This is a genomic window from Marinobacter sp. SS13-12 (assembly GCF_030227115.1).
Lineage (GTDB): Bacteria > Pseudomonadota > Gammaproteobacteria > Pseudomonadales > Oleiphilaceae > Marinobacter.
This window is the reverse complement of the sequence record NZ_JASSUA010000001.1, coordinates 765,548-779,046: the sequence shown is the minus strand read 5'-3', so window position 1 is coordinate 779,046 and position 13,499 is coordinate 765,548. Positions and strand designations below refer to the sequence as shown.

Here is a 13,499-nt window from a genome sequence, read left to right as displayed (position 1 = left end):
GAAATGAGTAATGAACGACAACAGCCAAACCCTGCCCTGTGTAATGATCCCCATGAGCGGAAAACAACTGCTGTTACCGAACGTTTCGATAGCGGAAGTCGTGGATTTTGTCAGTTCCGATCCGGCAGCCAATACGCCGGAATGGCTGGTAGGTGAGCTGGAATGGCGCGGTCTGAACCTGCCGGTTATATCCTACGATGCAGCCAATGGCGGCAAGCTCACGGTTCCCGGGGGCAATCGGGGGCGCATTGTGGTGCTGAACACCATTGGCGATCACCATAATTCGGTGCCCTTCATGGCCCTGGTCACCCAGGGTATTCCCAGCCAGAACCGCCTGACTGAGGATCAGATCAAACAGATTGACGGCGAGGCCGGCCCCGCCGACCTGATGGTGGTTGAAGTTGAGGGGGAAACCGCCATCATTCCGGATCTTGGCTACCTTGAGTCCCTCGCGCTGGAAGCATCCCGCTAGCCGAACCACCACTGTGACAGTCAACGCAGACGTGGCACTGTGATTTGCTAATGTTATAATGTTGCAAATTTCGCAGGACAGTGCCCATGTCATCCAGCGCTCTTCCCTATCGCCCCCACAATCACGAAGCCTGTGTTACCCAGGCACTGGCTGACGCCAGAACCATCTGTCAGCAGCATAATGCCCGCCTGACGCCAACCCGCGAGCGGGTACTGGAGTTGATCTGGCAGTCCCACAAGCCTCTCGGTGCCTATGACGTTCTCGCAGTGCTGGCAGAAGATGGCCACAATGCCGCGCCACCCACCGTTTATCGTGCCCTGGACTTCCTCCAGCAATACGGGCTGGTGCACCGCATTGCCTCGCTGAATGCCTTTACAGGCTGTACCCACGCTGGCAAGAGCCACAATGGCATGTTCCTGATCTGCCGTTCCTGCGGGAACGTGCTGGAACTGACAGCGCCCGCCGTTTCCAGTGCCGTCCATACGGCCGCCGCGGAAGAAGCCTTCCGGCCGGAGGATGTCACCATTGAGGTTTCCGGCTACTGCCCCCGTTGCGCATCGGATAATGCCCATGACTGAAGCACTGGTAGAACTCCGACGGGTTACCATCAACTTTGACAACCGGCCAGTGGTGGATCATGTGGATCTGCGGGTTCAGCGCGGAGATATCATTACCATTATCGGCCCCAACGGCGCCGGCAAGACCACGCTGATCAAGGCGGTGCTCGGCATACAACCCATCTCCGACGGCGCCCTGACCATGGCCCCGGGGCTCACCATCGGTTATGTGCCCCAGCACCTGACGCTGGAGTCCACCTTACCGCTCAGCGTAAAACGATTCATGCTGCTCAGTGGCCGCTCCCACCAGGAATGTCGGGAGGCACTGGCCAAGACGGGCGTGGATCACCTGCTTGATGCCTCTGTCCACCACCTGTCAGGCGGCGAAAAGCAGCGGTTGTTGCTGGCCCGGGCGCTGGCCCGCAGGCCGGACCTGCTGGTACTGGACGAACCCGCACAAGGCGTTGATATAAATGGGCAGGCAGCCCTTTACGACCTGATCAGAAGCCTCAGGGATGATCTGAACTGTGGCGTAATCATGATCTCCCATGACCTGCACCTGGTCATGGCGGCTACTGACAAGGTTATCTGCCTCAACCAGCACGTGTGCTGCAGCGGATACCCTGCGGATATCTCCCACGACCCGGCTTTCATTGAAACCTTCGGGCGTCCGGTAGCGGAAAGCCTGGCCGTTTACCATCACCGCCACAACCACAGCCACGACCTGCACGGCGATGTGGTCTCCGGCGACCACGATGATGCCCATGGAGAGTGCTCCCATGCCCATCATTGATGCCGTCCTCGGGGATTTTTTCTGGCGTGCACTGATCGGCGGCCTTGGCGTGGCCCTGGTGGCAGGACCGCTCGGCTGTTTCGTGGTCTGGCGGCGTATGGCCTACTTCGGCGATACCCTGGCCCATTCCGCACTGCTGGGCATTGCCCTGAGTTTTCTGATCAGCGTTCCCATCAACCTGGGGGTAATCATCACCTGCGTGGTACTGGCAGTGGCCCTGGTTCTGTTTTCCCGCAGCAAGACTCTGGCCACCGATACCCTGCTGGGAATTCTGGCCCACAGTGCGCTGGCTATCGGCCTGGTGACACTGAGCTTTATGCCCGACATACGCGTGGACCTGACCGGCCTGCTGTTTGGCGACCTGCTGGCCATGAGCCGCCATGACCTGCTGTGGATCTACGGTGGTGCCCTGTTGATTCTGGGGTTGCTGACCGTGCTGTGGCGGGGGCTGCTGATGAGTACGATTCACGAAGAACTGGCCAGGGTTGAAGGTGTGCCGGTAGAACGCCTGCGACTGGCACTGATGCTGATGTTTTCCATAGTCATCGCCGTAGCCATGAAAATCGTCGGGGTACTGTTGATCACTGCCTTGCTGATTATTCCTGCTGCTACCGCCCGCCGCCTGGCAACCAATCCGGAGCACATGGTGGGACTGGCGATCGTCTTCGGTTTTGTGGCCGTTACCGGGGGGCTGACACTGTCCTGGCACCTTGACACCCCGGCCGGCCCTTCCGTGGTGGTCACCGCCTTTTCCGTTTTCCTACTGGTTTATGGCTCGGCGCGACAGACCCAGGCCTGACGCCGGGTACTACAGGCCGGGCTTCCGGGCGCTGTGGCCATGATCCAAAGTGTAGACTAAGGTATAGGGCACGCAGTCACCCCAAAATCTCGCCAACGGTTACGGATCAACCTATGGAAAACCCCGAACTGACAGGGAAAGGACACCTTCTGGCGCTGCCACACCTGTGGGCACCACTGCTGGTCCTCGCCGCCGGCCTGGCAATTACCGGCTTCACGGCCCAGGCTCTGGAAACGCAGGCCCGCGCCCTGGCCGAAGAGGTCTATCACCGGCAGCACAACACCCTTGTTGCCCGACTGAGCGGCTACAAGGAGCTCCCGCCCTTGGCTACCGATGTGCCTGTACCGGAGCAGCCAGTGAACGACTTGGCATCCGTCGGTCTCTGGCTCGCAGCCGTGTTCAAAAACTCTGTGCCAGGCATGCTGAACCTGCGGATTGATACTCTTGAACGGCATAGCAAGACGCCGCTGTTTCAGACCATTCATACCGCAAACCCGGACCGATCCCGATCACTGCGTTCGGAAATTGCCATCGGGGAACATCGGTGGCTGCTGACGACGCTACCTGATACCCGGTTTCTGGAACACCCGGCGCAACAGTCTTTTCGATTCGTGTGGCTGGCGGGCCTGGTAATAACCCTTCTGGCAACGGTAGTTCTGGTCCTGCTATGCCTGCGATTACGGCGATGGCAGACCCGCTACCACACTGCCGACAGGGCGCGCGAGGAATACCAGGAGCAGATCAACAACATGCAAATTGAAAAATCGATTCTGCGGCAGGCGTTGAATGATAGCGAACAGCGCAGTCGCGACCTGGTAGGGCTCTCCGGAGCGACAATCTGCGAGCTGGATGAGGAGGCCACCACCGGATACATCTCCCCCCAGGTGGCTGACCTGTTACAAAAGGCCCCGGCTGATCTCGCCGGGCGGCCCTTCGAACAACTGGTGGCCCCGGATTGTCTGGACAATTTCCGCAGGACACTCCAGGCCTCGCGGCAGGAGCAGCAGATACAGCGTATTGACCTGAAACTGCTGGATGCCGATGACCAGCGGGTTCCGGTAACCCTGCGGGTTCTGGCATTGCGGGATACGTTGCACGGTTTCAGCGGCTACCGTCTCAGTCTTCAGCCCTGTACTCAGGCGGTATAGTTAACGTATAGCCTGTTGCCTGCGCTCCCAGCCTGCTTTGCCGGTTGCATGCTGGGACCCAGCCAAAGGCAACTCAAACGTTAGCGCTTACCGTCCAGAGGCCGCATAACGTCTTTAAGGCGGCCGGATTCCACCAGTTCCAGGAACTCGTCGCCCAGGCGGTCGCTCTCGGCGATGGCCTTGCGCCAGGCGCGCTCGCGGCCGGCGTCGTCGCCGAGGTAACGCTCGAAATCCTTGCGGTCCGGCAGTTTTTTGTCCGACAGCGACTCCAGGTATTCCGGTGACGGCGACACCAGCAGAACATCCTGCAACCGGGTGGCGTCGCCGCGGCGCCAGGGCAGGGTTTTGTCGAACCAGCCCGGAACCACCTTGTCGGTGAAATGGGAATAGAGGATAACGCCAGGCTGTTCGTAGGGCAGATCCAGGTGGTAATCCAGCAGGCCGCCGTCGCGGTAGAGACCATCCGGAGCGCCGGGGATGTTACGCACCCCTGACATCACCATGGGAATAGAGGCGGACGCCAGCAGGGCCGGCATCAGGTTGTCGCGGCTCAGGGCTACTTCGTGGCTGGGGAAATCCACCAGTTTGGCCAGCGGTGCTTTAACCCGGGCGTCGTGGATGATACCGCGCTCCATAAAGCGGCCCAGGTGGCGGCGGCTGACCATGTTGGCACTGATGGCATTCATCAGGCCCAGGCTGAGGCGCCCCCTGGTATCGTGCTCCAGCATGCCGCGGCTGCGAACAACGACAATGTTCAGGCGGTACCAGGGATGGTTGAGGATATGGTCTTCACAGCCGGCCAGCAGCTCCTCCAGGAACAACACGCTCTTGCGGCTGACTTCCGCCATGCTGACGCCCTTGGCGAAGCGCTGGGAGGTGTACAGGTCGGCCAGGCGGGCCAGTTGTTCCTTGGGGTCGTCCGTTGACGCTACCGCGGCAAACCGCCAGCTACCGATGGAGGAACCGATCAGCGAGCGCACCTGGGGTACAGCGGGTAGAAAATCTCCGAATATGGCCTTGTCCAGGCCGGAAATACCCAGCGCTTTGGGGCCTCCTGCCGCTCCGGGAACCACATGCACATCGCCTGCGGTAAACGGCTTTTCCTGCAACCGTTCAAAGGCACGGCTGCCAGCGCGGATGGTCAACACTGGCGGGCGGGTGTGGACAGCGGTCATAACGGCTCCTTGCTCAGAGCCCGCAAGTTTATCGAACTGCAGGCCGGGCAGCCATAGCGGTGGCGGCATTCATACCGGCACTGAAAACCGACTTTCTTCCCGGGAAGGTCATGCTAGACTTCGGAAAAGCCTGATTCAGGCAGTTTGGCCCTACCACAGACAGCCGGAGTATGCTGTGAATCCACTTGCCGCCACCAACAAACTGGCTACAAATCCCACCCTTGCGGTACTTGGCTTCAAACGTCGGATCGTTTACCACCTTTATTTCTGGGCTTTTATAGCCGTTGCTCCTCTGGTGATGGTGCAGTGGCAACAGGGCAATGTGGTGTTGGCGTTACTGCTGATCCTGTTCTGCCTGAATGCGGTTGCTGTCATAGCGTTTCTGCGGTTCCGCGGTACCTATTTTCTGCAGGGGCGACTGTTCCCCATCCTCGCGGTAATCTCCGCTGCTTATTCCACCATGATCAATGGGCATGCCGGGCTTTACTGGGCGTACCCCGCCGCTGCGGCGCTGTTTTTCCTGCTTCCTCTGAAGGAGGCCACCGTCAGCAATATTGTGTTTGTGATCAGCATGTCGGTCGTGTCTTTTATCACCTTTCCGGAGGCTGACTTCTGGCGCATCACCTTTTCCCTGGGCCTGACTTGCCTTTTCGTGATGATCTTTGCCTGGCTGGTAGGGCGACTGCAGGCAGAGCTGACCCGGCTGGCCACCACTGACCCTCTTACAGGTTGTCTTAACCGGTCACAGCTGGCAGACATCCTCAATAGCCAGATTCAGATGCGCGAACGCTATGAGCGGGTATCCAGCCTGATTTTGCTGGACATGGACTATTTCAAGACGATCAACGACCGGTGGGGGCACCTGGCCGGCGACAGGGTTCTGCAGGAGCTGTCAGCCAGGCTGCGCAAGCGGCTGAGGGAGAACGACCAGTTGTTCCGCATTGGCGGCGAGGAGTTCATGCTGGTGCTGCCGGAAACACGCCAGAAAGACGCTGACAAGGTCGCCAGGGAGCTGCTTACAAACATCAGCGCCCGCCCCTTCGTTGAAGGTATCCAGATTACCGCCAGCGCCAGCGTGGCGGAAGTGGACAAGGGCGAAACCTGGTCCGTGTGGCTGAACCGGGCGGACCAGGCACTCTATGAAGCCAAGGCCAGGGGGCGGAATCAGGTAGCCAACGCCGTCAGACGTCAGGAAGTCACCCCACCCGAAGACGCAGACCCACAGTTAGCCGATGCCTAGTGTCCCGTCTGGCTATTTCGTTTGCCGGCAAAAGTCCCGCCAGGCCCGGTAGACCTCGGCGGCACTCTCGAAGTGCGGGTAGTGGCCGACATTGCGCAGGCTGACAACATCAGCATGCGGTATGAGCTCGCGATAACGCCTTGCCATTGCCGCGCCTGATACCGGATCCGCCACGCCCGAGATCAGCCTCATCGGTTGCTTTGCATTCTGTAGCGCGCCTACCCAGCGATGGCGGTGGCAACGGCGCTCTTCCATGAAATGAATCAGTTTGTGCAGGATGCCCCGGCCATTGTTGTAGGTCAGAAGATACCAGAAATCATCCATGTCTTTCGAAACAGGCGCGTTAACCTCGCCAAACAGACGCCGGAAATTCCGCTCAAAGGTACGACGGGACAGTCCCCGGCTGATCAATCCACCCAGAGGACTGCGAAGCAGTTTCTGTATCAGTAAGGGGTTGTGTACCTCCGGGAACAGCGCCCCGTTGAGAAAACCGACGCGGGTGATGGCAAATGGCAACAAACCTTCCTGGTCACGAGCCAGTATTTCCTGAGCCACACTACAGCCATAATCGTGGGCCAGGATGCTGACCTCTTTTAACCCGAGGCCAGCAATCCATCCCTCAATCATGTCTGCCTGGTCTTCAATACTGTAATCGTACAGCGCCGGCTTGTCAGAGAAGCCGAAGCCCAGCATATCCAGCGCGAATACCGCATGATGTTGTGCCAGCATCGGCCACAGCCGGTGCCAGTCCCAGCTCGCAGTGGGAAAGCCATGAAGCAGTATCAGGGCATCGCCCTGCCCTGCCATGCGGCTGAATATGGCATGCCCGCCGTAAGAGAACCATTTCCCCTCTTGCTGCCACCCTTCCAGAGTCCCTTCCCCTGCGCCCTTGGGTGGCTGGCCATGAGCTCCTGGTATCACCTGTTCCATTCCGGTTTCCTGAAACCTGCCTGAGTATGAAACTCTAAATCAATCCACCCAACCCTGCCATATCTGGTCTGGCATTTTGCGAACCGGGTCGGTCAGGGTGGTCTTTTTCAACTCGGTAGCCGTAAATCTGGAGGACATTGGCAAATTCCCTTAAGCTTTCGCCTTTGAACCGACTTTTAACTCCGGAAGCCTCTATGACCAACAAGCTTGACGACCTGGCCAGCCATTTCCAGCAGATTATCGCCGGCCTGGGTGAAGATCCCGGCCGCGAGGGCCTGCAAAACACACCGCTGAGGGCAGCAAAGGCGATGCAGTTTCTCACCCAGGGATACAGGCAAAGCCTTGCGGACCTGGTCAACGATGCCGTTTTCGAGTCCGCCATGGATGAAATGGTGGTGGTTCAGGACATCGAGCTTTACAGCATGTGTGAGCACCACATGCTGCCGTTTATCGGGAAGTGCCACATTGCCTACCTGCCTCAGGGCAAGGTGCTGGGGCTGTCCAAATTCGCGCGCATTGTTGACATGTATGCCCGGCGGCTTCAGATCCAGGAGAATCTGACCCGTGAAATTGCCGAGGCCGTGGAAATGGTCACCGGTGCCAAGGGCGTCGCTGTGGTTATCGAGGCCCAGCACATGTGCATGATGATGCGTGGTGTGGAAAAGCAGAACTCCCGCATGAAGACGTCGATGATGCTGGGCCAGTTCCGGAAGTCACAGGCCACACGGACTGAATTCCTCACGCTGATTCGGGATCGCTGAACATTCCATGGCTAATCGGGAGACCAGATGACTGCAGTAACCGGAGATCACCAGGCAACCGTGCGTATAAAGGACCTGCTGCTACGCGCCTATATCGGTATCAAGGACGAGGAAATCAACAATCGGCAGGATGTACTGATCAATGTCCGGCTGACCTACAATGCCGCGGACGCCATCAACCAGAACGATATCCGTGCAGCACTGAACTACCGCACCATTACCAAGCAGATCATCAGCCATGTAGACGGCAACCGCTTTGCCCTTCTGGAGCGACTGACCCATGAAGTGCTCAGTATTGTTATGGAGCATGAGGCAGTCCGCTGGGCGGCAGTGGAAATCGACAAGCCCCATGCGTTACGCTACGCGGAATCGGTGTCCGTCTGTCTCGAGGCACACCGGGCCACCTGACGAACCGGTACCTCCATGTCCCGTAATAATCCCGAACAGCTACGCAGAATACTCGAAACCGTCCGCACCATTGCGCTGGTCGGCGCCAGCGACAAGTCCAACCGCCCCAGCCATGAAGTGATGGCCTATCTCCAGGGTCGGGGGTACCGGGTGATACCGGTCAATCCCAGGCTCGCTGGTAAAACGGTGCTCGGCGAAACCGTCTATCCCGATCTTGCTTCCGTCAACAAGCCCGTGGACATGGTAGATCTTTTCCTTGCGCCTGATCGCACCGACCCGGTCATAGACGCCGCCATCAAACAGCAGATTCCGGTAATATGGATGCAGCTCGGCGTTATCAATGAAGAGGGCGCGGTGCGAGCGGAAGAGGCGGGTGTCACCGTGGTTATGGACAAATGCCCCAAGCAGGAAATACCACGCCTTGGCATACCTCCTGTGACACAACCGGCGACATAACCCAGGTTGCCGCCGGGCGCCGTTAACCGCGCACCTGTTCCAGGCACGGGATTTCTGACATACTCGGGTCAGACAATCAGAAGACTGGCAGAGCCATGTGGTTCCGACGTAAAACCAGCACAACGCCATCGCGAAAGCCAATAGCCCGCGCCCGGCCGGGGTCGTTGGCGCCCGATACCATGTCCAACATTCAGCGGGTCCGGCTGCCGGTCGACCTGCTCACCGCCGGAATGCGTGTGGTCAAACTGGACCGCCCCTGGACAGAAGTTCCCGTGTTGTTCCAGGGCTTTACCATCGAAAACACCGATCAGGCCCGTATCCTTCGCCAGTACTGTGAATGGGTGCTGGTCGAAGGCGAGGAAAAGGTATTGTCCGAGGCATTGGACAAGGTCATGTTGCACAAGCAGCGTACCTCCATCCCGATGCCTGAAACCCGGACGTTGGCGGAGGAAATGCCGCGCGCCCGCGAGGCATGGAGCAAAACACAAACGTTTGTGGAACGGGTGACCCGTGACATCGAGCAGGGCAATGACCTGAACCTGCAGGATGCCCGCCCCGTCATCCGTGATTGCGTTGAAAGCATCAAGGCCAATGCCAGCGCGATGTTCTGGATGAACCGCATCAAGTCCCGGGACGCATACACAGCCGAGCACTGCCTGCGCGTTGCCATTTTTACCGTGGCATTTGCCCGTTTTCTGGGCATGCCGGACGAAGACCTGGAAATTGCCGGCATGTGTGGCCTGCTTCACGATCTCGGCAAACTGAAAGTCCCACCAGAGATACTCAACAAGCCGGGTGCGCTTAGCCGCGAAGAGTTCGCGATCATGCAGAAACACACCACCTTCGGCTATGAGCTGTTACGCGCAGACACCACGCTCGACCCGATCATTCGCGATGTCACCCGCCATCATCACGAACGCGTCGACGGCTCTGGCTACCCGCAACAACTGCAGGAGTGGCAGATCAGCCGCTTCGCTCGCCTGGTGTCGATTGTCGACGCCTTTGATGCAATGACCAGCGACCGTTGCTACCGGGACGGCATTCCCGCTTCTGACGCCATCCGCATTTTGTACCGGAACCGTGGCAGGCAGTTTGATGCCGACATGGTGGAAGCGTTTATCCGCATGATTGGTATATACCCGCCGGGAACCCTGGTAGAGCTCACCACCGGAGAAGTAGCCTTGATTGTTGCCGTACATCCTGGCAAGAAGCTCAAACCCAGGGTTGAAGTACTTCTGGATACCGAGAAAAAAGCAGTTACGCCGAGAACGATTGACCTGGCGAATCCGACGCCGGGGGAACGTCCTGAAATCATCCGCCCACTACCGGATGGCGCTTTCGGGATATCATTACAGGCGCGGATCCAACAATTAGTAACAGATCATCGCGTTTATCCCTCATAATCGGGTGGATTCGGCCGATACGCTGTTCAGTGAATGAAGTAACCGGAGCACTTTGTGGACAAACCTGCATCAGCGCTAACCCTGCTTGTCAGGGGATTGCTGAACCCGGCGTTTCCAGCGCTGATTTTTCTGATTTTCCTGGGTATTGCCCTGATTCTTCAGTATGGCATTGAACAGCAGGATCGCACGCAGATTCAGGCCAACCTGAACAACGAAGCCAGCTCCATGGCCAACCGCCTTGAGCGGGAATTCCTGGTTCACGCAGAAGCCATAAACCGCATGGCCAAGCGCTTTGAGGCTACACCGAATGTATCCCGGGAAGTCTGGGAGCAGGACGCCCGCAACTACCTGTCTGATTTCGGTGTCTACCAGGCAATTGAGTGGATTGACCGGAATTACACGGTCCGCTGGCTGGAGCCATACGAGGGCAACGAAGAGGCCATTGGCTACAACGTGGCCTTCTCCCCTGACCGACTGGCATCCCTGCAAGAAGCCCAGGCCACCGGAAATCTCGATATTTCCGGCGTCATAGACCTGAAGCAGGGCGGCAAGGGCATGGTTATCTACGCTCCGATTTTCAGCAGCGAGGCCAACAACGGCTTCATCGCCGGTGTATTCCGCATGGAAACCCTGGCCAGGCACCTTGTTACCAGCCGCACCCTGGACTCTTTCCGGATCGACATCAGGGACGGCGGCAAACCGGCTTATGAGCTCAACGGTTCAACCAACACCGATCCCGGCTTTTCCCGTACTCTGGACATCGACCTGCCAACCATCGACTGGACACTGACCGTCACCCCCTCTGTGTCCTGGGTTGAGGACCAGCGCAGCAACTGGCCGTTCGTGACGTTTATCATCATGCTGTGTATGGGGGTGTTGACCAGTCTCACCACCTTGCTGGTACAGCAGATTCTCAAACGCAATCAGGCATTGCTGAAAACCCGTCGGGAGCTGGATGCAGAAATCAGTCAGCGCCAGGCGGTACAGCAGGACCTGGCGCGGCTTGAGACCACTGACACACTGACTGGCCTGGCCAACCGCCGCTTTTTCATGGAAGACCTGACCCACACCCTGAGCATCGCTGATCGGCAGATGCGCCAGGTGGCCCTGGTGATGATCGACCTCGACCGCTTCCAGATGCTCAACGACTCCCTCGGTCACCAGTTCGGAGACGAATTGCTGATCAAGGTGTCCGAACGCCTCAACGCCCTCAGCGACGAAAGGATCATGGTTGCCTACTCTGGCGGCGACGAGTTCATGATCTGCCAGCAGCACTTGGAAGACATCGACGACGTTATCAACCTGCTGGGTCAGATCAAGCAATGCTTTGAAGCGCCCTTTGATGTTCAGGGCGAAAGGCATGGCATCACCGCTACCATGGGGGTGGCAGTATATCCCCAGAGCGGGCTGGACGCCGACACCCTGATGCGCAATGCGGACGTGGCGCTGTACCGGGCCAAGGAGCAGGGCCGCAACACCTATCAGTTCTATACCGAGGGCATGCAGGACCGGGAGGTCATGCGCCTGGAGCTGGACAAGGACCTGGACCACGCCCTGGCCAACGACGAATTCGTGCTTTACTTCCAGCCCCAGCTGGATCTTAACGACTCTTCCATCAACAGCGTGGAAGCCCTGATTCGGTGGCAGCATCCCCGCCGCGGCCTGTTACCGCCGATCGACTTCATACCACTGGCCGAGGAAAGCGGGCGCATTACCGATATCGGCCGCTGGGTGGTCAGGGCGGCCTGCCGGCAGCTGGCGAAATGGCAGAATGGCCCTTACGCCAACCTGCGCATCGCGGTTAATCTGTCAGGCCGGGAACTGGATGATGAGAGTATTGTTGACCATATTCAGGAGACGCTGGAATCCCATGGTGTTCCCGCGGATCGACTGGAAGTGGAGCTGACTGAAGAGATCTTTATCCAGAACATCGAGCACAATCTCAACCAGCTCTCCAAGCTCCACAAACTGGGTGTGCACCTGGCCATCGATGACTTTGGCGTTGGCTATTCCTCGCTGGGTTACCTGCGGGATTTCCCGGTTGACCTGCTGAAAATCGACCGCTCCTTTATTACCGATGTCACCGAGCGCCACGACGACGCGGTGATTACCCGGGCAGTGATCAACCTGGCCCACAACCTGGGCATCCAGGTGGTGGCCGAGGGGGTGGAAACCCGGGAACAGCTCAATTTCCTGAAGAATCACCGCTGCGATCTGATCCAGGGCTACCTGATCAGCCGTCCGATTCCCGCCGCCGAACTGGAAAAGGCATTGAGCTCTGGCGTGCTGAATGTGGATACGCCGGTCGGTACCTGATTGAAATGAGCGCTTTGAATCACCACTATTCCGGTATCAGCTTTCAAGGTACCGACTTATGAGTGCAAACTATCTGACCAGGGAACAGGACGGCCGATTGCGGCGGTGGGAAACCTGGAACAAGCGTTATTTCATTTTTGCGTTCTTTTCGCTGATCGTGATTCTGGTCTTCAGCAGCCAGCTTGGTCTGTCCAGTGGCGACAGCTGGGGGCCGCTGGGTGTTCTCATTGCTGTGTTAATCACCCCCATCATCATCCTGCAATTGCGACTGGAATGCCCCGCCTGTGGGCAGAAAATCGGCTGGCAAGCCAAGTTGATGGCCCCGGACCAATGCAAGGCCTGTGGCACCTTCCTTCGTTCAAAAGATTCCACTTCCTGAAAAAAACCTTTGACCTGTGAGTTGCTCACAGGTTTTAGGCTATCCTTAACCTGATACCACGTGGCGTTCAAGTTGGGTGCCGTTCGCGGTTGGGTGAACCTTCTTCCGAAACACGCTCCTTCGGCACATCCATGTGACGCTTGGGCTCCGCCATCCATGGCTCCGCACAGTTTCGGAAGAAGGTTCACCCAACCACTCGATCAACATTGGGGATGGCGGTCTACGCTATGAAAGTTAAAGAGATTGCTATAGGTGCGGGGGTCAACCCCGATACCGTCCGGTTTTATACCCGGGAAGGGTTGCTGAAGCCCACCCGGAATCCGGACAACAACTATCAGCTGTACGACGCAGAAGACCTGCGGCGATTACGTTTTGCCCGCAAAGCACGGCAACTCGGTTTTTCACTGCCGGAAATCCGGCAGATTCTGGATCAGGCGGAGGATCATCATTCGCCCTGCCCCATGGTCCGGGACGTGTTTCAGCAGCGGCTGGCGGAGGTGGAGCGTGAGATTGCGGAACTGCAGCAATTGCGTGGACGAATGACGGCTGCTTTATCCGCCTGGCAGAACATGCCGGATGGCACGCCGGACGGCCATACGATTTGCCAGCTGATTGAACACTGGGACGAACCGGTCCCGGAAACAGGTAACAAGGAGTGATGC

15 protein-coding genes are annotated in these 13,499 nt (G+C 58.2%); 13 read left to right on the top strand and 2 right to left on the bottom strand.

The annotated features are described in order from the left end of the window. The first annotated feature begins 10 nt into the window (after positions 1–10). The 5 genes from QPL94_RS03570 to QPL94_RS03550 all read left to right on the top strand — a co-directional run bounded on the left by QPL94_RS03570 (position 11) and on the right by QPL94_RS03550 (position 3,769). Entirely contained in the window at positions 11–472 is a 462-nt protein-coding gene (locus tag QPL94_RS03570) for a chemotaxis protein CheW (protein WP_285355569.1), read from the top strand. 86 nt (positions 473–558) lie between these two features. Then, positions 559–1,050, top strand: a complete 492-nt coding sequence (locus QPL94_RS03565; protein ID WP_285355568.1) for a Fur family transcriptional regulator — start codon at positions 559–561, stop codon at positions 1,048–1,050. After that, positions 1,043–1,822 (top strand): zinc ABC transporter ATP-binding protein ZnuC, encoded by a 780-nt coding sequence (znuC, locus tag QPL94_RS03560; RefSeq protein ID WP_285355566.1) that lies wholly within the window; start codon positions 1,043–1,045, stop codon positions 1,820–1,822. The genes QPL94_RS03565 and znuC overlap by 8 nt, the downstream gene beginning before the upstream one ends. Further along, positions 1,809–2,621, top strand: a complete 813-nt coding sequence (znuB, locus tag QPL94_RS03555; protein ID WP_285355565.1) for a zinc ABC transporter permease subunit ZnuB — start codon at positions 1,809–1,811, stop codon at positions 2,619–2,621. The genes znuC and znuB overlap by 14 nt, the downstream gene beginning before the upstream one ends. Positions 2,622–2,734: 113 nt before the next feature. Continuing rightward, a complete protein-coding gene (locus QPL94_RS03550) occupies positions 2,735–3,769 on the top strand; it encodes a PAS domain-containing protein (RefSeq protein WP_285355563.1) in 1,035 nt (344 codons plus the stop codon). A gap of 80 nt (positions 3,770–3,849) precedes the next feature. On the opposite strand, the gene QPL94_RS03545 is transcribed toward QPL94_RS03550, so the two are convergent. Then, the gene (locus QPL94_RS03545) at positions 3,850–4,944 is read right to left on the bottom strand and encodes a patatin-like phospholipase family protein (protein WP_285355562.1); all 1,095 of its coding nucleotides are present in this window, start codon (positions 4,942–4,944) and stop codon (positions 3,850–3,852) included. Positions 4,945–5,119: 175 nt separating this feature from the next. On the opposite strand from QPL94_RS03545, the gene QPL94_RS03540 reads away from it, so the two are divergent. Beyond that, the gene (locus QPL94_RS03540) at positions 5,120–6,184 is read left to right on the top strand and encodes a GGDEF domain-containing protein (RefSeq protein ID WP_285355561.1); all 1,065 of its coding nucleotides are present in this window, start codon (positions 5,120–5,122) and stop codon (positions 6,182–6,184) included. Between the two features lie 12 nt (positions 6,185–6,196). Here the strand turns inward: QPL94_RS03540 and QPL94_RS03535 are convergent, their stop codons facing one another. Further along, on the bottom strand, positions 6,197–7,114 hold the full coding sequence (locus tag QPL94_RS03535) for an alpha/beta fold hydrolase (RefSeq protein WP_285355560.1): 918 nt from the start codon (positions 7,112–7,114) through the stop codon (positions 6,197–6,199). A 194-nt stretch (positions 7,115–7,308) separates the two neighbouring features. Here QPL94_RS03535 and folE point away from each other — a divergent pair, with 194 nt between their 5' ends. The 7 genes from folE (at position 7,309) to QPL94_RS03500 (ending at position 13,496) form a co-directional block, all read left to right on the top strand. Then, positions 7,309–7,875, top strand: coding sequence for a GTP cyclohydrolase I FolE (gene folE, locus QPL94_RS03530; protein WP_137436366.1), 567 nt, complete (start codon positions 7,309–7,311; stop codon positions 7,873–7,875). 27 nt (positions 7,876–7,902) lie between these two features. Further along, complete coding sequence (gene folX, locus QPL94_RS03525; RefSeq protein ID WP_285355557.1) at positions 7,903–8,283, top strand: dihydroneopterin triphosphate 2'-epimerase; 381 nt, start codon at positions 7,903–7,905, stop codon at positions 8,281–8,283. A gap of 15 nt (positions 8,284–8,298) precedes the next feature. After that, positions 8,299–8,739 (top strand): CoA-binding protein, encoded by a 441-nt coding sequence (locus QPL94_RS03520; protein WP_285355555.1) that lies wholly within the window; start codon positions 8,299–8,301, stop codon positions 8,737–8,739. Between the two features lie 179 nt (positions 8,740–8,918). After that, complete coding sequence (locus tag QPL94_RS03515) at positions 8,919–10,142, top strand: cyclic di-GMP phosphodiesterase (RefSeq protein WP_285355552.1); 1,224 nt, start codon at positions 8,919–8,921, stop codon at positions 10,140–10,142. Positions 10,143–10,196: 54 nt separating this feature from the next. Beyond that, the gene (locus QPL94_RS03510) at positions 10,197–12,458 is read left to right on the top strand and encodes a bifunctional diguanylate cyclase/phosphodiesterase (protein WP_285355551.1); all 2,262 of its coding nucleotides are present in this window, start codon (positions 10,197–10,199) and stop codon (positions 12,456–12,458) included. Positions 12,459–12,516: 58 nt separating this feature from the next. Continuing rightward, the gene (locus tag QPL94_RS03505; RefSeq protein ID WP_285355549.1) at positions 12,517–12,837 is read left to right on the top strand and encodes a hypothetical protein; all 321 of its coding nucleotides are present in this window, start codon (positions 12,517–12,519) and stop codon (positions 12,835–12,837) included. Between the two features lie 227 nt (positions 12,838–13,064). Beyond that, complete coding sequence (locus tag QPL94_RS03500) at positions 13,065–13,496, top strand: MerR family transcriptional regulator (protein ID WP_285355548.1); 432 nt, start codon at positions 13,065–13,067, stop codon at positions 13,494–13,496. Positions 13,497–13,499: the final 3 nt, after the last annotated feature.